Annotated in this window: 21 protein-coding genes; 16 read left to right on the top strand and 5 right to left on the bottom strand. The window is 51.5% G+C overall.

Annotated features, from left to right (window positions below):
• Positions 1 to 33: 33 nt before the first annotated feature.
• The 3 genes from HMPREF9469_RS32205 to HMPREF9469_RS27560 all read right to left on the bottom strand — a co-directional run bounded on the left by HMPREF9469_RS32205 (position 34) and on the right by HMPREF9469_RS27560 (position 1828).
• Entirely contained in the window at positions 34 to 180 is a 147-nt protein-coding gene (locus HMPREF9469_RS32205) for a hypothetical protein (protein ID WP_156200164.1), read from the bottom strand.
• Positions 181 to 256: 76 nt separating this feature from the next.
• A complete protein-coding gene (locus tag HMPREF9469_RS27565) occupies positions 257 to 409 on the bottom strand; it encodes a hypothetical protein (protein ID WP_007870218.1) in 153 nt (50 codons plus the stop codon).
• A 186-nt stretch (positions 410 to 595) separates the two neighbouring features.
• Positions 596 to 1828 carry an AraC family transcriptional regulator gene (locus tag HMPREF9469_RS27560; protein ID WP_007870216.1) on the bottom strand — a complete coding sequence of 411 codons (1233 nt, stop codon included), beginning with the start codon at positions 1826 to 1828 and terminating at the stop codon, positions 596 to 598.
• Positions 1829 to 2047: 219 nt separating this feature from the next.
• Here HMPREF9469_RS27560 and HMPREF9469_RS27555 point away from each other — a divergent pair, with 219 nt between their 5' ends.
• From HMPREF9469_RS27555 to HMPREF9469_RS27545, 3 genes are read left to right on the top strand one after another with little or no spacing between them, the layout of a single operon-like run.
• Positions 2048 to 2902, top strand: coding sequence for an HAD family hydrolase (locus tag HMPREF9469_RS27555; RefSeq protein ID WP_007870214.1), 855 nt, complete (start codon positions 2048 to 2050; stop codon positions 2900 to 2902).
• A 17-nt stretch (positions 2903 to 2919) separates the two neighbouring features.
• The gene (locus HMPREF9469_RS27550) at positions 2920 to 4629 is read left to right on the top strand and encodes a glycoside hydrolase family 3 protein (RefSeq protein WP_007870210.1); all 1710 of its coding nucleotides are present in this window, start codon (positions 2920 to 2922) and stop codon (positions 4627 to 4629) included.
• 23 nt (positions 4630 to 4652) lie between these two features.
• Positions 4653 to 6053 carry an MFS transporter gene (locus HMPREF9469_RS27545; RefSeq protein ID WP_007870208.1) on the top strand — a complete coding sequence of 467 codons (1401 nt, stop codon included), beginning with the start codon at positions 4653 to 4655 and terminating at the stop codon, positions 6051 to 6053.
• Positions 6054 to 6157: 104 nt separating this feature from the next.
• Here the strand turns inward: HMPREF9469_RS27545 and rpsT are convergent, their stop codons facing one another.
• Both rpsT and HMPREF9469_RS27535 read right to left on the bottom strand, forming a co-directional pair.
• Positions 6158 to 6421 carry a 30S ribosomal protein S20 gene (gene rpsT, locus HMPREF9469_RS27540; RefSeq protein ID WP_007870206.1) on the bottom strand — a complete coding sequence of 88 codons (264 nt, stop codon included), beginning with the start codon at positions 6419 to 6421 and terminating at the stop codon, positions 6158 to 6160.
• 151 nt (positions 6422 to 6572) lie between these two features.
• Positions 6573 to 6995, bottom strand: coding sequence for a hypothetical protein (locus HMPREF9469_RS27535; RefSeq protein WP_007870203.1), 423 nt, complete (start codon positions 6993 to 6995; stop codon positions 6573 to 6575).
• 202 nt (positions 6996 to 7197) lie between these two features.
• On the opposite strand from HMPREF9469_RS27535, the gene gpr reads away from it, so the two are divergent.
• The 13 genes from gpr (at position 7198) to HMPREF9469_RS27470 (ending at position 22242) form a co-directional block, all read left to right on the top strand.
• Positions 7198 to 8250: a GPR endopeptidase gene (gpr, locus tag HMPREF9469_RS27530; RefSeq protein ID WP_007870200.1), complete on the top strand. Its 1053-nt coding sequence runs from the start codon at positions 7198 to 7200 to the stop codon at positions 8248 to 8250.
• Positions 8251 to 8326: 76 nt separating this feature from the next.
• The gene (locus tag HMPREF9469_RS27525; RefSeq protein WP_007870197.1) at positions 8327 to 9280 is read left to right on the top strand and encodes a DMT family transporter; all 954 of its coding nucleotides are present in this window, start codon (positions 8327 to 8329) and stop codon (positions 9278 to 9280) included.
• A 66-nt stretch (positions 9281 to 9346) separates the two neighbouring features.
• Positions 9347 to 10657 (top strand): stage II sporulation protein P, encoded by a 1311-nt coding sequence (locus HMPREF9469_RS27520; RefSeq protein ID WP_007870183.1) that lies wholly within the window; start codon positions 9347 to 9349, stop codon positions 10655 to 10657.
• Positions 10658 to 10821: 164 nt separating this feature from the next.
• Positions 10822 to 12636 carry a translation elongation factor 4 gene (lepA, locus tag HMPREF9469_RS27515; protein WP_007870180.1) on the top strand — a complete coding sequence of 605 codons (1815 nt, stop codon included), beginning with the start codon at positions 10822 to 10824 and terminating at the stop codon, positions 12634 to 12636.
• Between the two features lie 43 nt (positions 12637 to 12679).
• Positions 12680 to 13966 (top strand): radical SAM family heme chaperone HemW, encoded by a 1287-nt coding sequence (gene hemW, locus HMPREF9469_RS27510; protein WP_040417571.1) that lies wholly within the window; start codon positions 12680 to 12682, stop codon positions 13964 to 13966.
• Positions 13967 to 13980: 14 nt separating this feature from the next.
• Positions 13981 to 14724 (top strand): DNA alkylation repair protein, encoded by a 744-nt coding sequence (locus HMPREF9469_RS27505; RefSeq protein ID WP_007870176.1) that lies wholly within the window; start codon positions 13981 to 13983, stop codon positions 14722 to 14724.
• Between the two features lie 153 nt (positions 14725 to 14877).
• Entirely contained in the window at positions 14878 to 15444 is a 567-nt protein-coding gene (gene ahpC / locus HMPREF9469_RS27500) for an alkyl hydroperoxide reductase subunit C (protein WP_007870173.1), read from the top strand.
• A 52-nt stretch (positions 15445 to 15496) separates the two neighbouring features.
• Positions 15497 to 16117 carry a thioredoxin family protein gene (locus tag HMPREF9469_RS27495; RefSeq protein ID WP_007870171.1) on the top strand — a complete coding sequence of 207 codons (621 nt, stop codon included), beginning with the start codon at positions 15497 to 15499 and terminating at the stop codon, positions 16115 to 16117.
• 241 nt (positions 16118 to 16358) lie between these two features.
• Positions 16359 to 16928, top strand: coding sequence for a glycerol-3-phosphate responsive antiterminator (locus HMPREF9469_RS27490; RefSeq protein WP_007870170.1), 570 nt, complete (start codon positions 16359 to 16361; stop codon positions 16926 to 16928).
• A gap of 104 nt (positions 16929 to 17032) precedes the next feature.
• Positions 17033 to 18529 carry a glycerol kinase GlpK gene (gene glpK / locus HMPREF9469_RS27485; RefSeq protein WP_007870166.1) on the top strand — a complete coding sequence of 499 codons (1497 nt, stop codon included), beginning with the start codon at positions 17033 to 17035 and terminating at the stop codon, positions 18527 to 18529.
• 51 nt (positions 18530 to 18580) lie between these two features.
• Positions 18581 to 19294, top strand: coding sequence for an MIP/aquaporin family protein (locus HMPREF9469_RS27480; RefSeq protein WP_007870162.1), 714 nt, complete (start codon positions 18581 to 18583; stop codon positions 19292 to 19294).
• Positions 19295 to 19523: 229 nt separating this feature from the next.
• Entirely contained in the window at positions 19524 to 20963 is a 1440-nt protein-coding gene (locus HMPREF9469_RS27475; protein ID WP_040417567.1) for an NAD(P)/FAD-dependent oxidoreductase, read from the top strand.
• 13 nt (positions 20964 to 20976) lie between these two features.
• Entirely contained in the window at positions 20977 to 22242 is a 1266-nt protein-coding gene (locus HMPREF9469_RS27470; RefSeq protein ID WP_007870156.1) for an NAD(P)/FAD-dependent oxidoreductase, read from the top strand.
• Position 22243: the final 1 nt, after the last annotated feature.

The following is a 22243-nucleotide window of genomic DNA, read 5'->3' as shown; positions in this document are numbered from 1 at the left end:
AGGGGGATATCCGGTCCTGTTTTTTCCGTGGATTTAATTACCTCCAGGACCATCCCGTCTTGGCCGGGATGATTCAGGGAGCGGCTCCACATAGGAGCAGCCGTCTTTTTTTACCTTGTCCGTATCATGGGAGCAATCCCTGTCTGTCTTGTTGGTCAAATGTTCTGTTTTGTCCATCATGCCACCTCCTGTTGATGTACGCGCCGGCCAACTGCCTGTCTGCAAAAAGCAGTCAGAAAGCAATTGCAGGCGCGTTTTAAGAACCGCCTTCTTTCACGATCGTTTCCAGAACCTGGATCAGATCCTGCAGCGTTTCCAGATGCACATTGCGCTCCAGGATATCATTTTTCAGGTCCACGGAAAGGGTTTCAAATTTCTCCCGAATCTTCGGGGACACATAAGATGCCATTCCAACCACCTCGCTATGAGCACTTAGGGACCGTCTTTTGGTCCCTTACGTGCGATGCATGTCATCTCCACTTGGTGAGGTATTCCCCGAACCTAGTGGAGTGGTTCGCTATGAGCACTTAGGGACCGTCTTTTGGTCCCTTACGTGCGATGCATGTTAACTTCCTTAATATTATGCAACGCGCCCTTAATCTTTATGCATCTGATTCCTGTACTGCTTTGGCGAAATCCCATGGATCCTTTTGAATATTTTAATAAAATAATTTACGTCCGTATACCCGCATCCATTGGCCACCACATGGATGGGCAGTGTGGTGGAGTTGAGAAGCTGCAGGGAATGGCGTATGCGCACCCCATGGATGTAATCGGTCAGATTAGATCCGGTTTCCTTTTTGAACAGGCTGGACAGATAGGATTTGGTCACATGGCACATGTCTGCGAAAAAGGCCAGGGTCAGTGGTTCGGCATAGTGGAAATCCGTGTATGTAATGCAGCGCTGCACGATCTGGGAATAGTTCTTCATGGAATGGTTCCTCACCAGCAGGCAGTATTTGTGCACCATATCATTGTCAATGGAATCCAGTTCGCTCATGGAGCGCGCCTGGTTGATGCGGATGGCAAAGCGGGTGGACAGGTCGTCAATGTAGACCGGGTGTACGTGGCCTTTTTGCACGGATTTCCGGCACAGGGTGTTAAAAATGATCATCATGTTCTTGCGGTTGATCAGTGCGTTTTCCGTGCGCGGGGTGATACGGTAGGTTTTAAACAGGCTGTAATACCGCCCCGCTTTATCCTGATCCCCGCAGGTGATGGCATCTAACATGGTTTCCTCCACCTCATAGCGCTCTTCGATGCTGCTCATGGCAATGGAAGGGCGCTCATTCAGCGTCAGGGAACCCGGGGAGGTCTCAAAGGAAAGCCCGCCCTCCTCCGGAATGAGCCGCAGGATGTGGTTTCTGGCGAAGAGATTGTCCGCAATGGTCAGCAGCGTGGACTCCAGGGCCTTCAGGTCTGAGGGCACAGGGACATTGTTGTAAAATGCCTGCAGTTCCCGCAGCAGGTTCTCCGGCAGCTTCTTGTCCGCCATGATACGCCGGATATCCGTAAGGGAGGGCGGCGTCTCCATAACAGGTCCCATGAGCATGATCACATCCTGAAGGACAGGGGAAATGGATGTCTGGCCAATGCGCAGGATGTAAATGGTCAGGGAAAAATCATCCACCATCTTAACGATCTCTGCCTCACGGCAGTTCTGCTGGATAAAGTATTCCAGACCTCTGTAATCGTAATCCGAGTAAAGCTTGCACCGAAGTTCCATGTCAGCCTTGTACAGGTTGGAAAAGTCAGGTTCAATCTGCAGGCAGTTCATGTGATGGGCCTGGATAATCTGGGAAAACAGGGTGAGAACATCCGTATTCATGAAAGATTCCTTTCTTAACATAAAATGAATGTAACAGTCCACATCGGATGTCCTGAACAGTTACAAATTAATACTATAATATTGCGATTATTTAGGAAAATTTTCTACTAATAATTAGTATACCAAAAAATAGTACTATTTTAAAGCAATATCCTCTCTTTTTTCTTTTGTGGTTTTGGGCTAGATTAAAACCATGAAAGGGAAAAGGAGGCAGCATATATGGAATATGTGGAAGACGGTCCATTTACAGGCTTTCAGAAAAAGAAGGATCATCTGGTCTGTATCGATTCGGACGGATGTGCCATGGATACCATGGATATCAAGCATTTCAGGTGCTTTGGTCCGTGCATGGTAAAGGAGTGGGCGCTGGAAAACCGGGAAAGGGAAGTTCTGGACCTGTGGAATAAGGTCAATCTTTATTCCATGACAAGGGGAACGAACCGGTTTAAAGCCCTGGCCCTGGTTTTGGAGACGGTGGATCATCTGTACTTGGAGATTCCAAAGCTTTCGGACCTGACTGCCTGGGCCGGAGAGACAGATGAGCTGTCAAACAGCGCTTTGGAGAGACAGGTACGATCCTCAGGCAGCATTTGCCTGAAAAAGGCACTCCACTGGTCGGAGACAGTGAACCGGGAGATCAAACAGCTTCCCAAAACAGACATGCTTCCCTTTCCCGGAGTCAGGGAAGGGATTGCGCTGATCCACCAGTATGCGGATATTGCCATTGTATCGTCTGCCAATCAGGATGCGGTGAAGGAGGAATGGGGGAGGCACGGGCTGTTGGAGCATGTGGATATTCTGCTGGCCCAGAATGCAGGGTCTAAATCATCTTGTATCAGGAAGCTGCTGGAATACGGGTATAAAAGGGAACATGTGATGATGGTGGGGGATGCGCCGGGGGACCGGCTGGCGGCGGAAGAGAACCGCATACATTTTTATCCGATCCTTGTGGCCCATGAGTATGAGAGCTGGAGGGGCATTGCAGATGCCGTGAAACGGCTGGCGGAGGATGATTTCACGGATCTGTGGCAGGGTCAGCTGACAGATGAATTTGAGAAGAACTTACAGGCGTAAAGAGAAGGGAGAATAAAATGGTAGATCTGAGACAGAAACCGTATAATCTGAGTGAGGAACAGGTGCAGTGGGTGGAGGAAACCATCCGCTCCATGAGCCTGGAGGAGAAAATAGGACAATTATTCGTGAACATGGTGGCCAATGAGGAGGAGCGCAGGCCGGAAAATATAAAAAAGGTTTTGGATACATATCACCCGGGGGCTATCCGGTATCATAATGCTTCCAAGGAAGAACTGTGGGAGATGGCAAAGAATCTACAGGATGCCTCCAGGATCCCCCTTCTTATAGCGTCCAACTGCGAGATGGGAGGAAACGGCGGCGTCAATGAGGGGACCATGCTGGCCAATGGGGCTGCTATGGCTGCCATGGACAGCGAGGATGCCGTGTATGAGGTGGCTTCCATCAGTGCAAAGGAGAGCGCGGCCGTGGGATGCAACTGGAACTTTGCTCCCGTGGTGGATCTGACGTATAATTGGAGAAATACCATTGTCCAGCTCCGAGCCTTTAACGACAAGCCGGATGATGTGATACGATACGCCGCCGCCTTTTTCAGGGGCATGAGGACCCAGAACTTTGCCACCTGCATGAAGCATTTCCCCGGGGACGGCACGGAGGAAAATGACCAGCACCTGATCATGGGCATCAATGATATGAGCGTGGAGGAATGGGATAAGAGCTTTGGACGCGTATATAAGGCGCTGATCGATGAGGGATGCATGACCATCATGGCAGGGCACATTGCCCTTCCGGCTTATTCCAGAAAGCTTTGTCCCGGTATCAGGGACGAGGATATCCGTCCGGCCACTTTAGCACCGGAACTGATCACCGGACTGCTAAAGGGACAGCTTGGCTTTAACGGCCTGGTGGTCACGGATGCCTCCCACATGATCGGCATGTTCGGCTCTTCTGTTTCCAGAAGGGAACAGGTTCCCGGGGCCATTGCAGCCGGATGTGACATGTTCCTGTTCTTTAATGACAGGGATGAAGACTTTGGATATATGATGGAAGGGTATAAAAACGGCACCATCACCCAGGAGCGCTTAAACGATGCACTTCACCGGATCCTTGGCGTCAAGGCCGCCCTGAATCTTCATGTGCACAAGAGAGAAGGGACCCTGGTTCCTCCAAGGGAGAACCTTTTGGTGGTGGGGTGTAAGGAACACCATCAGACCGCAGCCGCTTTGGCTGACCGTTATATCACCCTGGTTAAGGACAGGCGCTCCTACCTTCCCATGACAACGGAAAAATACAGACGTCTGAAGCTGGTCTATATCGGCTCTGAGGCCACTGTGATAGCAGGAACCAAATTTAAGAGTAATGACCAGGAGATCATAGGGGATATTGTGAGCCAGCTTGAGTCCCGGGGATTTGAGGTGGACGCTGTGGTGGAGCAGAAAAAGGGCAGGATGGAAGAATTTAAAGCCAGGTATGACGCAGTCCTTCTGGTGCTCAACGTACAGGGGTTTGCCCAGTTCAACACCATGCGCATCAAATGGGATGAGCCGGCCAAACAGCCATGGTACATGTCCGAACTTCCCACCTTTGTACTGTCCCTGAGCCTTACCAACAACCTGATCGATGTGCCCATGGCCCGCTGCTATATTAACGCGTATATGCCAAGCCATGAGGCCTTTGAGGCAGCCCTGTCCAAGATGATGGGAAAGAGCAAATTCATGGGACGATTGAATGACAATGTTTTCTGTAATCGATGGGAAACAAGGTTTTAGAGAGAGGAAGGGACGGAGAAATGATGGACGGGAAACAGGTGAGGCCATTTGGCCTGAGAGATAAGATCGGATACTTATTTGGAGATTTCGGAAACGATTTTACATTTATATTTGCCAGTACCTTTCTCATGGTTTTTTATATGAAGGTGCTGGGAATACCGGGGGCAGCGGTGGGGACCCTGTTCCTGGCGGCCAGGGTGGTTGACGCGTTTACGGATATCACAATGGGCCGTATTGTGGATGTGTGCAGACCCGGAAAGGACGGAAGGTTCAAGCAGTGGATCCGCCGCATGGCCGGGCCGGTGGCCATTGCCAGCTTCCTCATGTACCAGTCCTCCCTGGCCGGGGCATCCATGACGGTCAAAATCGTATACATGTATGTGACCTACCTGCTGTGGGGCAGCATCTGCTACACTGCCATCAATATCCCTTACGGTTCCATGGCGTCTGCCATCACCGATAAACCGGATGAGCGCACCGGGTTATCCACCTTCCGGGGCATTGGGGCAAACCTGGCACAGCTGGTCATTGGCGTACTGGGACCGGTCATTATCTATGCCACGGATGAGAGCGGGGCGCAGGTCATCCGCAATAACGGCCGTATTTTCCCGGTTGTAGCAGCTGCATTTTCCCTGTGCGCCATTGTCTGCTATGTGATCTGTTACAAATGCACCACAGAGCGGGTGAAGATCGACAAAGATCCGGACGCTCCGAAGATCACCCTGGCAAAAACCTTTAAGACCATATTTTCCAGCCGCGCCATGCTGGGGATCATAGGGGCGGCCCTGTTCCTGATGCTGAGCCAGCTTTTGATCAGCGGTCTGAACAACTACCTGTATGCGGATTATTTTGGGGACATTAAAGCATTTTCCAGCTACACTTTTATCAATATCATGCTGTCCCTGATCCTGGCCGCCTTTGTGGGCAGCATCACAAGGCGCATGGGCAAGAAGGAAGCTGCCGTGGCGGCCACTGCGTTTACCGGCGCGGTCTACCTGGTGCTGTTCTTTTTAAAACTGACCAATCCGTGGGTGTATATGATCTCTGCGGCCATCGGATTCCTGGGTGTGAATTTCTTTAATCTGGTGATCTGGGCCAATATTACGGATGTGATCGATGATGCGGAGGTAATGACCGGCAAGCGGGAGGACGGGACCATCTATTCGGTGTATTCCTTTGCAAGAAAGGTGGGGCAGGCACTGGCAGGGGGCTTGAGCGGTTATGCCCTGGAGATGATCGGATACCAGTCGACTGACAAGGTCCAGAGTCCCCAGGTGTTAAATGGATTGTATACTATTTCCACCCTGGTTCCCGCCCTTTTGTTTTTCTGCGTGACCATCATGCTGCTGGTGGTATATCCTCTTAACAAGAAGAAGGTGGAGGAGAATTCCCTGGTCCTCCGGGAACGCCGGGCAGGAAAGTAAGATGCAGGTAGCTGACCGTTGACAGATATAACAAAAAAACCTTTCCGGTGGGTTGAGCCGGAAAGGTTTTTGTTAACTACTAATTCGTTCGTTGTCTCTATGAATTAAGCGATGGAATTAACAGCCTTGGATAAACGGGATACCTTGCGGGAAGCAGTGTTGCTGTGATATACTCCCTTGGTACAAGCCTTATCAATCTCGGAAGTAGCAGCCAGCAGTGCAGTCTGGGCAGCAGCCTTGTCCCCAGCAGCAACAGCAGCGTCAACCTTCTTGATTGCAGTTTTAACCTTGGATCTGATCGCCTTATTTCTTGCAGCCTTAGTCTCGTTTACTAAGATTCTTTTCTTTGCAGATTTAATGTTAGCCAATGAAATACACCTCCGTTCTTTACATATAATCTTTGTGTTTTCCATCAAAGTCTGGACACGGACAGTTTAATGTAAACATACTATTGTATTCTAGCGAATCCGGGACGGAATGTCAAGACAAAAATGGAGGATTTTTGAAGAAAAACATGGATTAAAGGGGAGAACTATGGAAGTCGAACCGTTCCGGCATCTTTTCCAGCAAAAAATTGAGAAGAATGTCAAAATTATTGTCGCCGGAATAACAGCGCCCGACACATTCCTTTCCAATAAAGAAGTCCATGGAGGTCCCACGGACCCAAAAGCTCACCTCGATCCTGGTAATCTGGGAGTAACGGATTCTCACCGTGTTTCCCCAGCGCTTGTAAAATATAATCCCGCCTGAGCCTGCGATTATCCTGCGGCGTCTGTAACCTGTGATCATAAGTAGTGTGGCGATTGCCAGTACGATGCTGAGCGGCAACAGGTCATCCTGCAGACTCTTGATAGCCATCAGCACAAACATGGTAATCATAATGTATATGTAGGGATCATTGGGCGTTACATGGATTCGGTCCTTTGTACCATTCCTGTTCATGCTCATTCCTCCGTCACAGTCATTGCGCGGTTCATTTACTGTTATTTTAAAGCCGGTGCAGGAAAATGTCAAACGTATCACAGGCTGCCATACATATTTTTTCCTTTCTTTGCCTAAAATAACCGCAGATAGAAACATGATTGCGCAGAATTGCTGTAGAAAAATAAAGCAAGAGGTGAAGGAAAATATGGAGGAAAAGAACGTGTCAGAAAATAACGCGGCAGAAAATAACGCGGCAGAAAATAACGCGGCGGAGACGGTTACGGATACAATAAACACAGCGGCTCAGGGCGGATTCGAGGTACGGACGGACCTGGCGTTAGAACAGAAGGAAAGCTTTGAGGGGGACGGCGGTGAGCTTTCCGGAGTTAAATTAAAGGAATGGCATCACCAGAAGAGCCAGGTCAAGCTGACAGAGGTGAAGATCCTCAATGAACAGGGGGCAAAAGCCATGGGCAAGCCCAAGGGCACTTATCTGACTTTGGAGGCGGACCGCCTGTCCAAGGCGGATGACGAATACCACAGCGAGATCTCGGAGGAACTGGCAAGGCAGATCAGGAAGCTTATGGGGGAAATGATAGGATGGAAGGAGGAGGACCTGCCCTCTGTTCTGGTGGTGGGGCTGGGCAACCGCTCGGTGACGCCGGACTCCCTTGGCCCAAGGGTTCTGGGAAATCTCCAGGTCACAAGACACCTGGACGGACAGTACGGGGATACCTTTTTAAAGGACCGCAGCCTTCCCGCCATCAGCGGGATCGCACCGGGGGTTATGGCGCAGACCGGAATGGAGACAGCGGAGATCTTAAAGGGGATCATCGGCCAGACCCACCCGGACCTGATTATTGCCATCGATGCTCTGGCGGCCAGAAGCGTACACCGCCTTGGAACCACCATACAGCTGACGGACACGGGTATCCACCCCGGCTCCGGGGTGGGCAACCACCGGCACAGCCTTACAAAGGAGAGCCTTGGAGTGCCTGTGCTGGCCATCGGCGTTCCCACCGTGGTGGGGGCAGCGGCCATTGTACACGATACCGTGTCCGCCCTGGTGCGGGTACTTTCTGAAAATGAAAATACAAAGGGCACGGGCAGCTGGATCGAGGATATGGACTCAGAGGAACAGTACCAGCTTATAAGGGAACTCCTGGAGCCGGAGTTCGGTCCCCTGTATGTGACGCCTCCGGATATTGACCAGTCGGTAAAACAGCTGAGTTTTACCATATCGGAGGGGATCCACCAGGCAGTTTTTCCGTAGATGACCGGTGGATAAATATTCCGTCCTGTGATAAGATAGTGATGATTGACATTTGACACAGGAAGGACGTAATTGTATGCTATCTAATAAAACCAGCGCGGCCGGACATGCGGCCGCCCTTTTTACAGTGATCGTGTGGGGGACCACATTCATTTCCACAAAGGTGTTACTCAGGGCATTTTCGCCCTTGGAGATCCTGTTCCTGCGCTTTGTGCTGGGCTTTGTCATGCTGTGCATCATCAACCCCAAACCTTTTCGTACAAAAAGTAAAAAGGAGGAGGCCATGATGGCGCTGGCAGGCCTTACGGGTATCTGTCTGTATTACCTGTTGGAGAATGTGGCCCTTACATATACCCAGGCGTCCAACATCAGCGTGATCGTATCCATTGCTCCTATTTTCACCGGCATCCTGGCACATTTTTTCCTGGACGGCGAGAAGCTGAAGGGAAGCTTTATCGTGGGATTTTTCTGCGCCATTGCGGGGATCGGGCTGATCAGTTTCGGGGGGAGCGGCGGGGTGGCCTTTAATCCGGCCGGAGACCTGATGGCAGTAGCTGCCGCCATGATATGGGGAGTGTATTCCATACTGTCAAGGAAGATCGGAAGCCTTGGATATGATGTGATCCAGACCACCAGAAGGACCTTTTTTTATGGAATCGTGTGTATGATCCCAGCCCTGTTCTTTATGGATTTCCATCCTTCTCTGGGAGAACTCAGATCAGGCGTGAACCTGTTTAATATGGTATATCTGGGCCTGGGGGCGTCCGCCATGTGCTTTGTCACCTGGAATATTTCCGTGCGCATCCTGGGAGCTGTAAAGACCAGTATTTATATCTATATGGTGCCGGTGATCACCATTATCATATCCATTCCCGTGCTGGGGGAGGTGATCACTCCCTGGACCGCGGCCGGTACGCTTCTTACACTGGCCGGGCTTTTCATCTCTGAGGGCAGACTGGCCCGGCTTTGGGCAGGCCGCCCAGATCCGCCAGCCGGTCCCGGGAGGAATTTAAACAGCCCTGAAGAATAAAAAACCGCAATATCCATATCCCACCTGCATATCATAATAATAGTATGATGACAGGTGAAAAATGATATGAGAGTAAGACGTGGAGGCTCAGACCGGCTGATACGCCGGTTCATTGCCGGCACGGTCCTGCTTATGCTGCTTCTTCTCGGCGGCCGCTATATAGGCCGGGCAGCAGGAAGTATTCCGAGGAATGATTACAGGCGTATGATAAAAGCAGGCGGACAATGGCTGGTGGAAACCATATGGATCCAGGCACAGCCGGGAAAGCGGATATCCGGGGAGGGCGGCGGGGATCCCTATGTGGGGCAGGCTGACCCGGATCCCTCCTACAGGAAATACCAGGCAGTGAAGACCTTTTACCAGGAGCATCAGTATCTGGCCTGGTATGGCAACGAGGAGACGGGGCAGCAGTCGCCGGAGGATGAGCAGCTGGCAGCGGCATCGGGCCAGGGAAGCGGCCAGGGAACTGAATATGTCCAGGGAAATGCGGACGGGAATACATATACCCAGGGAAATGCCGGCCGGGGCGGCGCTCCCGGCAGCGGGCTGCAGGGCGGCAGCGGGACCATGGAGATTCCGGAAACCCTGACAGGTACATTGAACCGGCCGATCACCGGCAATACATATGTAATGGAGCAGCTGGCGGATTATGACTTTTTGATGAAGCATTTTTACAGTGTACATACTTCCACAACGGCAGGCAGGGATCTGATGAATGCAAAAGCTCTTTTGCAACGGGATATGTCCATGCAGGGGGATCATTCAAAGCCCCAGATCCTGATCTATCATACCCATTCCCAGGAAGCGTTTGCAGATTCGGGTCCGGGTCAGACCGTGGTGGGGGTAGGGGGATACCTGACCAGCCTCCTGGAAGCAAAGGGATATAATGTATACCATGATACCACGGTATATGACCTGAAAAACGGGCAGCTGGACCGCAGCAAGGCGTATAACTATGCGTTGGACGGGATCACCAATATCCTTCAGCAGAATCCGTCCATTGAGGTGGTGCTGGACATCCACAGGGATGGGGTGGGGGAGAATGTGCATCTGGTAACCCAGGTGGACGGCAAGGATACGGCCCAGATTATGTTCTTTAACGGGCTGAGCCAGACGCCGGAAGGCCCTATTGAATATCTGCAGAACCCTTACCGCGAGGATAACCTGGCCTTCAGCCTCCAGATGCAGCTGGACGCGGCCGCCTATTATCCCGGATTCACAAGGAAAATCTACTTAAAGGGGCTGCGGTACAATGAACACCTGCGGCCAAAATCCAGCCTGATCGAAGTGGGTGCGCAGAACAATACCTACCAAGAGGCCCTGAACGCAATGGAGCCGCTGTCCGAACTTCTGGATATGGTGCTGTCAAAGAAATAGGGACCAGGGATTCTTTCAAACAAAAAGTTGCACTTAGGGGCAAAAAATGGTATATTCTACTAAGCGAAACAGTGAGAATACGTCTATACATGATGAACAGAGCACGGCGGGGATATCAGGAACCATTGGTCCCCGGCGCGCCGCAGAAAGAGGAAGGAAGTAATATGGCCCACGCTGACCAAAGTAAAATCAGAAATTTTTGTATCATAGCACACATAGACCACGGCAAATCCACTCTGGCCGACCGTATCATTGAGAAGACCGGACTGCTTACCAGCAGGGAGATGCAGGAACAGGTACTGGACAATATGGACCTGGAGCGGGAGAGGGGGATCACCATCAAGTCGCAGGCGGTCCGCACCGTGTACAAGGCAAAGGATGGAAATGAATACATTTTTAACCTCATAGACACTCCCGGGCATGTGGATTTCAACTATGAGGTATCCCGAAGCCTGGCAGCCTGTGACGGAGCAGTGCTGGTGGTGGACGCCTCCCAGGGTATCGAGGCCCAGACCCTGGCCAATGTTTATCTGGCCATGGACCATGACCTGGACGTGTTTCCGGTCATCAATAAGATCGACCTGCCAAGTGCCGAACCGGAGCGGGTGGCTGCGGAGATTGAGGATGTCATTGGCCTGGATGCCAGCGATGCCCCTCATATTTCAGCTAAAACAGGAGTAAACATAGAGGACGTGCTGGAAGCCATTGTCCATAAGATACCGGCTCCGGCAGGAGATCCCCAGGCTCCTTTGCAGGCACTGATCTTTGACTCTGTCTACGATTCCTATAAAGGGGTCATCATCTTCTGCCGTATTATGGAGGGGACCGTAAGAAAGGGAACGCCCATCCGAATGATGGCCACAGGCGCGGAGGAGGATGCGGTGGAAGTCGGATATTTTGGCGCCGGACAGTTCATCCCCTGTGAGGAACTCAGCGCAGGCATGGTGGGTTATATCACGGCCAGCATTAAGAATGTAAGGGATACCCGGGTGGGTGATACGGTGACGAACAGGGACAACCCCTGTGCCACTCCGCTGCCCGGCTACAAAAAGGTAACCCCCATGGTTTACTGCGGGCTTTACCCGGCGGACGGGGCAAAGTACAATGACTTAAGGGACGCCCTTGAAAAGCTTCAGCTCAATGATGCATCCCTGTTCTATGAGCCGGAGACATCCCTGGCCCTGGGCTTTGGATACCGATGCGGCTTTTTGGGACTGCTCCACCTGGAGATCATAGAGGAGCGCCTGGAGAGGGAATATAACCTGGATCTTGTGACCACGGCTCCCGGCGTTGTGTACCGCGTATACAAGACCACCGGGGAGATGATCGAGCTGACCAATCCCTCCAACCTTCCGGACCCAACGGAGATCGACTATATGGAAGAGCCCATTGTCAGTGCTGAGATCATGGTGACCACGGAATTTGTAGGACCAATCATGACCCTATGCCAGGAGCGCAGGGGCAATTACCTGGGCATGGAGTACATTGAGACCACCAGGGCACTTCTCAAATATGAGCTGCCTCTCAACGAGATTATTTACGACTTCTTTGACGCGCTGAAGTCGCGGTCCAGAGGATACGCGTCCTTTGACTATGAGCTGAAGGGATATGAGCGCTCCACCCTTGTGAAGCTGGACATCCTGGTAAACAGAGAGGAAGTGGATGCCCTATCCTTTATTGTGCATGCGGACTCCGCCTATGACCGCGGCAGGAGAATGTGCGAAAGGCTGAAGGAGGAGATCCCCAGACATCTGTTTGAGATTCCGATCCAGGCAGCCATCGGCGGTAAGATCATTGCCAGGGAGACCGTGAAAGCTGTGCGCAAGGATGTGCTTGCAAAATGTTACGGCGGTGATATCAGCCGTAAGAGAAAGCTTCTGGAAAAGCAGAAGGAAGGCAAGAAGCGTATGCGCCAGATTGGAAATGTAGAGATCCCGCAAAAGGCATTTATGAGTGTCTTAAAGCTGGATGAGGAATGATTCCGGCCCGTGCCGGGAGCCACTAAACGAGATGAATCAGACTATGACCAACAAAAAGAAAAAACCAATGGAGCTGTATGTCCACATCCCCTTTTGCGCCAGGAAATGCCTGTACTGTGATTTCCTGTCCTTCAGGGCGCTGGAATCGCTTCAGGAAGCATATACAAGACAACTGATACGGGAGATAGAAGCCCAGGGTGCCTTTTGCAGTGAATATCAGGTCACGACCATATTCATAGGAGGAGGCACTCCTTCTGTCATGGAACCATGCCTGATCGGGGACATCATGCGGTCTCTGAAGTATCATTTTGATGTGGCGGAGGATGCGGAGATCACCATTGAGGTGAATCCCGGCACCCTGCTTCACAACAAGATGCATATTTACAAAGAATGCGGCATCAACCGGCTGAGCATCGGCCTCCAGTCGGCGGACAATCAGGAGCTTAAGGAACTGGGAAGGATACATACCTTTGAGGAGTTCCTGAAAAGCTACCAGTGCGCCAGAATGGTCGGGTTTTCCAACATCAATGTGGATCTTATGAGCAGTATTCCCGGCCAGACGCTGGAGTCTTTTAAGAATACCCTGAAAAAGGTGACCATGCTCAAACCGGAGCATATTTCCGCCTACAGCCTGATCGTGGAAGAGGGCACACCCTTCTGGGACCGGTACGGGCAGGAGGGGACGGCCGGGCCCGGATACCCTCCCCTGCCCGATGAGGAGACGGAGAGCCGCATCTATCACCTGACCAGGAATTTTTTGCAGGAGCAGGGATATGAGCGATATGAGATATCCAATTATGCAAAACCGGGCTTTAAGTGCAGACATAATGTGGGGTACTGGACGGAGGTGCCCTATCTGGGCCTGGGCCTGGGCGCCTCCTCCTTTATGTGGAACTGCCGGTTCAGCAATGTGAGCGACATGGACACATATATGAACCTGGATTTTACCGGGTCCATGGAGGCAACCGCCGGGGCAATGGGAGAAACTGCGGGAACTGCGGGGGAGACCGCCGGGTCCATGGGGGTGCCCCCTGGTGAACCTGTCCGGAATCCGGAAAATGTCCTGGAACAGCTTCGCGGTCCTTTGACGGAACTGACCCGGGAAGCCAGGATGGAAGAATTTATGTTCCTGGGACTGCGCCTCACAAAAGGGATCTCTGAGATTGACTTTGTATCCATGTTTGGGATCAAGCTGGAGACAATTTACGGTCCGGTGATTGAACGCCTTATTTCGGACGGGCTTCTTGTGAAAAATGGGGTGTGGATCTCCCTCACCGAGTGGGGGATGGATGTGAGCAATTTTGTGCTCAGTGAGTTTTTACTGCCATAGAGGAGAGTTGGAACATGCAGGACAATACATTGATGGAGACCATAAGAGGACAGCTGAGGGAATTGGCGGATCCGGAGTACAGGGAATTCCACAGCAGGCTTTTGCCGGGGATCACAGGCATTATGGGGGTGCGAACTCCCCAGCTCCGCGGCCTGTCAAAACAGCTTATAAAAGATGGCTGGCAGGAGTACATAAAACAAGTATCCCTGGCATGGAAACAGACAGGCCAGGGGGAGAAAGGCGTGTATTATGATGAAATGATCCTTTGGGGGCTGTGTATCTGCGGTGGATTCAAAGACTGGGACAGGGCCCTTCCCTATATCGAGGAGTTTGTACCGGCCATCAATAACTGGGCTGTGTGCGACATCTTCTGCAGTTCCCTGAAAGTGGCCGGGAAATACAGGCAGGAATCCTGGGAATTTATCCGCCCCTATCTCCAGTCGGACAAGGAGTACGAGATCCGGTTCGCGGTGGTCATGATGCTGTCCCATTTTGTGGATGAGGATTATGTGGAAGCTGGTTTGGAACTGATGGATCACATCCACCATCAGGGATATTATGTGAAAATGGCAGTGGCCTGGGCCATTTCCATCTACTTTATAAAATTTCCGGAGCCGGTGATGCCGTATCTGGAACACAATCATCTGGATGACTGGACGTTTAACAAGGCCCTGCAAAAGATCACGGAATCCTGTCGCGTGGACGGGGAGACCAAAGCGGTGATCAGGGCCATGAAGCGGCCTGTATCCCGGGGATAGGAAAAATCCCTGGTGCCTGCTTTTTAAGCGGGCTTTTTCTTTTGGAACGATTGGTCCGGCAGGATAAAAAACCAGTTGTAGTATCAGATAGCTTATGCTACAATCGAATTAATTCTGAAAATATAACCAATCAATACAGGAAGGAGTGCATTTATGGACAATCTGATCAACAAAGCGGTGGAAGATTTTAAAGTGCAGGCGTTTTATCAGGGCAAGTTCAGGGAAGTGACAAGGCAGGATACCATGGGACACTGGTCTGTGTTCTTTTTCTATCCTGCTGATTTTACCTTTGTATGCCCCACTGAGCTGGGGGATCTGTCTGATTTTTACGAGGATTTTAAAGAGGCAGGGTGTGAGATCTACTCTGTTTCCGAGGACACCCATTTTGTACATAAGGCGTGGGCAGATGCATCCGATACCATTAAGAAGATCAGGTACCCTATGCTGGGGGATCCGGCCGGTGTGCTGGCCAGGAACTTCGGCGTGCTGGTGGAGGAGGAAGGACAGGCGCTCAGGGGAACTTTTATCGTAAATCCTGAAGGGAAGATAAAGGCATATGAGATCCACGACATGGGGATTGGAAGGAATGCGCAGGAGTTGCTGCGCAAGGTTCAGGCAGCCCAGTTTGTGGAGGAACATGGTGACCAGGTTTGTCCGGCCAAGTGGAAACCGGGAGAGGAGACGCTGACTCCAAGCCTGGATCTGGTTGGAATGCTGTAAGGAGGTGGGGGATACGATCGATCTAACAAGGATACCGTGTGAGAGCAGTCTTATGGATCAGGGATTACAGGCCCAGCTTTCCGGTATTTTCGGGAAGATGGAAGGCAGTGTGACCATGAAGGCGGTGGTGGATCTAAGCCGGGATAAGGATCAGGAGATGGCGGCTTTTTTAAAGGCTGTATCTGCCCTGAGCCAAAAGCTGGACCTGGAGCTTTACGGCCCGGAGGAGGCGTCCATGGTGCCGGAGCTTAATACGGCCTGGCTGCCGGTGACCGGCCTGTATAAGGACAACATCTATGGCAGGGCGGCATTTCACGGAGTGCCTGGGGGCAAGGAGATCAATTCTTTTGTGCTGGCCATCTATAACCTGGCCGGCCCGGGGCAGGCGGTTCCCGGCGGACTTAAGAAAAAGATCGATAAGCTGGCTCAGAAAACCAATATCAAGATATGTGTTTCCCTGGCCTGCCATCACTGCCCGGTAGTGGTGACAGCATGTCAGCACATTGCCATACTCAATCCCAATATAGAGGCGGAGATGATCGATGCCGCCCTGTACGAGGACCTGGTGGCCCGGTATGATATCAAACGAATACCCATGATCATCATCAATGACACTGAGATCCACGTGGGAAGCAAGGAAATGGCGGAGATAGTGGCTTTGTTAAAAAAATAACTCAATCATAGAACAAAAATTAAAATTTCGTTAAAATTAGATAACAAATAAAGCTGTCAGAGAGAATAAATTGTGATATTTTTAAGAAAAAAATGTTTTCTATTGCAAACATATGTGCATTGTGCTATAGTGGTTTTAGACAAATAATAGTGCTGAGATGACGAGAGCATAGTAGAACAACAGAAATGTTGGTTTAAGACTATGCTCTTTTTTATTGGTTAAAAGAAGGAGGGGGATTCCAATGGACCAGAAGTTTTACGATCTGCTTGAATCAAATCCGGTTATAGCGGCTGTTAAGGATATGGAAGGCCTGAAGGCCTGCTGTACCAGGGAAGAGATCAAGGTGGTGTTTATACTGTTTGGGGATATATGTAATATCGGAGCCATTGTGGATCAGGTTGAGCAGGTTGATAAGGTGGCTATGGTGCACGTGGACCTGATCACAGGACTCAGCGGCAAGGAAGTGGCAGTTGACTTTATAAAGAACAATACGGCAGCAGACGGCATCATTTCCACAAAGCCGGCAATGATCAAGCGGGCAAGGGAGCTGTCGCTGTATACAACATTAAGGGTATTTGTACTGGACTCCATGGCGTTTGAGAATATTGAGCATCAGATGGCCGTGGCCAGGCCTGACACCATCGAAATCCTGCCCGGGCTTATGCCAAAGGTGATTCGCAGGGTGTGCAGGCTGGTCAAGGTACCGGTCATAGCAGGGGGACTTATATCTGAGAAAGAGGATGTGGTGGCTGCGCTGTCAGCGGGAGCCATATCTGTTTCAACCACCAATCCCAACGTGTGGCTGATGTAAAGAGGGATTTGAACTTTTCCACGGGGTATGGAAAAAGTTTAAATAGAAGATGTAAAAGGAAGGTCCGCGATGAAAGCAGGCGCGGAAAGAAAAGGAGGGTTTTTATGGCAAAGTATGTAATGGCACTGGATTCAGGAACAACAAGCAACAGATGTATCCTTTTTAACGAGAAGGGTGACATGTGCAGTGTTGCACAGAAAGAGTTCACCCAGTATTTTCCAAAACCAGGCTGGGTAGAGCATGATGCCAGTGAAATCTGGTCCACACAGCTGGGCGTAGCAGTGGAAGCCATGTCGAAGATTGGGGCAACGGCAGAGGATATCGCTGCGATCGGCATTACAAACCAGCGTGAGACCACGATCGTGTGGGATAAGGAAACTGGGGAGCCTGTGTACCATGCAATCGTATGGCAGTGCCGCAGGACATCTGAGTATTGTGACAGCCTGAAGGAAAAGGGACTGGTTGATACCTTCCGTGCCAAGACAGGACTTGTGATTGACGCATATTTCTCAGGAACCAAGTTAAAATGGATCCTGGACAATGTAGAGGGCGTGAGGGAGCGCGCTGAGAAGGGCGAGCTGCTGTTCGGCACCGTGGAGACGTGGCTGATCTGGAAGCTGACCAAGGGAAGGGTTCATGTGACTGACTATTCCAATGCATCGCGCACCATGCTGTTTAACATCAACACCCTGGAATGGGATGATGAGATCCTGGCAGAACTGAATATTCCCAAGTGCATGCTTCCGGAGGCAAAACCGTCCAGCTGTGTATACGGCCTGTCCGATTCCTCCTTCTTTGGCGGAGAGATCCCCATTGGCGGAGCTGCAGGCGACCAGCAGGCCGCCCTGTTTGGCCAGACCTGTTATAATCCCGGCGAGGCAAAGAATACATACGGAACAGGCTGTTTCATGCTGATGAATACAGGGGAAAAGCCGGTGTTCTCCAAGAATGGCCTGGTAACCACCATTGCCTGGGGCCTGGACGGCAAGGTGAATTACGCCCTTGAGGGATCCATCTTTGTGGCCGGAGCTGCGATCCAGTGGCTCCGGGATGAGATGAGGCTGATCGACTCCTCACCGGATTCCGAATATATGGCAAAGAAAGTAAAGGATACCAACGGCTGCTATGTGGTGCCTGCCTTTACGGGGCTGGGAGCTCCCCATTGGGATCAGTACGCAAGGGGAACCATTGTAGGTCTTACCCGCGGCGTGAACAAATATCATATCATCCGCGCAACCCTGGATTCCCTGTGTTATCAGACCAATGATGTGCTCCAGGCCATGAAGGCTGATTCCGGCATTGAACTGGCAGCGCTTAAGGTGGATGGCGGTGCGAGCGCCAACAATTATCTGATGCAGACGCAGGCCGATATCATCAATGCACCGGTTAACCGCCCCCAGTGTGTGGAGACCACTGCAATGGGAGCTGCTTATCTGGCGGGTCTGGCAGTCGGATATTGGGCTAACAAGGAAGAGGTTATTAAGAACTGGGCAATTGACAGAACCTTTACACCTGAGATCTGCGAGGAAAAGAGGGCAGAGATGGTGAATGGCTGGAACAAGGCTGTGAAGTGTTCCTATGGATGGGCTAAGGAAGAGTGATCATATGAAGTATGAGACTGTTGACGACAAATTAGATTAAGGGGGTTCTATATGTTGCCATATATAGCGGAGTTTTTAGGAACAATGATACTGATACTTTTAGGTGACGGTGTTGTGGCTAACGTTACATTGAACAAATCCGGCATGAAAGGTGCCGGTTCCATCCAGATCACCTTTGCATGGGGTCTTGCGGTCATGCTTCCGGCATTTATCTTCGGCGCGGCATCAGGCGCACATTTTAACCCGGCCCTGACCATTGCGCTGGCAGTGGACGGAAGTTTAGCGTGGGCGCTTGTGCCCGGATACATTGTGGCTCAGTTTGCAGGCGCATTTGCAGGCGCTGTTCTGGTCTATCTTCTGTTCAAGGACCAGTTTGATGCCACGGAGTCAGCTGCCACCAAGCTGGGCGTGTTCTCCACAGGACCGTCCGTTCCTAACATGGGACGCAACATTTTAAGCGAAGCCATCGGTACATTTGTACTTGTATTTGCAATCAAGGGGATCGGCCAGGTGGCAGGTATTCCGGCAGGCGTTGACAAACTTCTGGTGTTCGGTATCATCGTATCAATCGGTATGTCCCTTGGCGGCCTTACCGGATATGCGATCAATCCGGCCCGTGACCTTGGTCCGCGTATCGCCCATGCAGTGCTTCCCATCAAGGGCAAAGGGGATTCCAACTGGGGTTATGCACCGGTTGTGATCATTGGTCCGGTGGTTGGCGCAGTGGTTGCGGCATTGCTGTACCAGGCAATTCCATGGGCATAAGTTTTATCTAATTTAATATTGATTGCGTGAGAGTGGAGCGGAGCAAATGGGTGTGGAAACACGCCTTGTTTGCCCCGCTTTTTATGAGGCGGTAATAGTATTGCCCACAGAGGATTCTTCGGAAAATGCCCGCTGCACGCAGAGAAGAATTAACCGCCTTGCAGTATGCAGCGGTGCAGGGGTCCGGACGCAGGATTCCATTTTACAGAGAAGGAAGGGAACGAAGAATATGTATGACGTAATTATTATCGGCGCCGGAGTGGCTGGGTCCGCATCGGCAAGAGAACTGTCCAGATACAGGGTCAATGCCTGCGTGCTGGAACGGGAAGAGGATGTGTGCTGCGGAACTTCCAAGGCCAACAGTGCCATTGTCCATGCAGGATATGATGCCCCAGAGGGTTCCCTGATGGCAAAACTGAACGTGGAAGGCAATGAGATGATGCCTGCTCTTTCAAAAGAACTGGATTTCCCATTCAGCCGGTGCGGTTCCTTTGTGGTATGTGTGGATGAGGAGCAGCTGCCGGATCTTCAGGCTCTCTATGAGAGAGGGACAGCCAACGGGGTAAGAGACCTGGAGGTGATCACGGATCAGGCGCGTTTCAGGGAAATGGAGCCGAATCTGGCGGATGAGGTTGTGGGGGTGCTCTATGCTCCCACTGCGGGTATTGTTTGTCCCTTTAACCTGAACATTGCCTTAGCCGAAAATGCGTATACAAACGGTATTGACTTTAAGTTTAACACGGAAGTCCAGACCATCAGGAAAATTGAAGGCGGCTGGGCCATTGATACCAATCAGGGCGTGTATGAGACCAGGTATGTGGTCAATGCGGCCGGTGTTCATGCTGACCATTTCCATAATATGGTCAGCGAAACAAAGATTCACATCACCCCAAGGCGGGGCGACTATTGTCTGTTGGATAAGAGCGCAGGAAACCATGTAAGCCGTACCATCTTTGCACTGCCTGGAAAGTATGGAAAAGGTGTACTGGTATCTCCTACGGTCCACGGCAATCTGATCGTAGGGCCAACAGCCATCGATATTGAAGACAAGGAAGCCACGGCAACCACTAGAGAGGGCCTGGACGAAGTTATCAGTAAGGCGGGGATGAATGTGAAAGATTTGCCCATGAGGCAGGTGATCACCTCATTTGCAGGTCTCAGGGCACATGAGGATCATCACGAGTTCATTGTTGAAGAATTAAAGGATGCTCCCGGGTTTGTGGACTGCGCGGGCATTGAGTCTCCGGGGCTTACCAGTTGTCCGGCCATTGGCAGGATGGTGGCAGGCATACTGCGGGATAAGATGGGGCTTGAGCCCAACCCCGATTTTGTGGGGACCCGTCAGGGAATCCTGGACCCGGATACCCTGACCAAGGAGGAGCGGGCGGAACTGATCAGGAAGGATCCGGCATACGGCAATATTATCTGCCGCTGTGAGATGGTTACGGAAGGCGAGATACTGGATGCCATCCACAGGCCTCTTGGGGCCCGGTCCCTGGACGGTATCAAGCGCAGGACCAGGGCAGGAATGGGGCGGTGTCAGGCCGGTTTCTGTACACCCAGATCCATGGAACTGCTTCACCGCGAATTGGGGATCCCTATGACGGAGATCACCAAGACAGGCGGCAGATCGCAACTGGTAGTGGGATTCAATAAGGACAGGATATAAGGGGGCGCTTAGGATGAAAGAATACGATATTGTTATAATCGGCGGCGGTCCTGCGGGTCTTGCTGCAGCTGTAGCGGCCAGGGATCATGGAATTGAAAGCATCCTGATCCTGGAGCGTGACAGGGAACTGGGGGGAATCTTAAACCAGTGTATCCACAATGGGTTTGGCCTCCACACATTTAAGGAAGAGCTTACAGGACCGGAATATGCGGCCCGATATGAGGAACAGGTGTTTGACAGGGGGATCGAGTACAAATTAAACACCATGGTCATGGATATCAGCCGTGACAAGGTGGTGACAGCCATGAACAGAGAAGAGGGGCTGTTTGAGATCCGGGCCAAAGCCGTAATCCTGGCCATGGGATGCAGGGAACGCTCCAGGGGTGCGCTGAACATTCCGGGCTACCGCCCTGCAGGCATTTTTTCAGCTGGTACGGCGCAGCGCCTGGTGAACATGGAAGGGTTTATGCCCGGCCGTGAGGTGGTGATCCTGGGGTCCGGCGACATTGGTCTGATCATGGCAAGGCGCATGACCTTAGAAGGAGCCAAGGTCAAGGTGGTGGCAGAGCTGATGCCCTATTCCGGCGGCCTGAAGCGTAATATCGTACAGTGTCTCAATGACTACGACATCCCTCTGAAGCTGAGCCATACGGTGATCGACATCCGGGGAAAGGAGAGACTTACGGGGATCACCCTGGCAGCTGTGGATGAAAAGGGGAAGCCTATTCCGGGAACGGAGGAGGATTACGACTGTGACACCCTGCTTCTGTCAGTGGGACTGATCCCTGAGAACGAACTCTCCGGTTCCATGGGGGTGGAGATGAACCGCGTCACGTCCGGTCCCATTGTAAATGAGAGCCTGGAGACCAGTGTGGAAGGCGTTTTTGCCTGCGGCAACGTGCTCCATGTCCATGATCTGGTGGATTTTGTGTCCGAGGAAGCGGCGGCAGCGGGAAAGAATGCGGCCAGGTATGTGATGGAGGGAGAGATGGACCGCCAGGGCCATGAAATTAACCTTAAGGCCGTGGACGGCGTGCGCTATACCGTACCATGTACCGTGAATCCACAACGCATGGAGAATACCCAGGTGGTCAGGTTCCGTGTGGGGAATGTTTATAAGAACTGCTATATCGGAGTATATTTTGATGATGAACAGGTGATGCACAGAAAACGTCCGGTTATGGCTCCCGGTGAGATGGAGGAGATTAAACTGGAAAAAGAGAAATTACTATTGCATCCGGAACTTAAGACCATTACAATAAAGGTAGAGGAGGCATAGA

The sequence above is a fragment of the [Clostridium] citroniae WAL-17108 genome (genome assembly GCF_000233455.1).
GTDB classification, from domain to species: domain Bacteria; phylum Bacillota; class Clostridia; order Lachnospirales; family Lachnospiraceae; genus Enterocloster; species Enterocloster citroniae.
The sequence above is the reverse complement of the archived record's forward strand: the minus strand, read 5'-3'. Positions and strand labels throughout refer to the sequence as shown.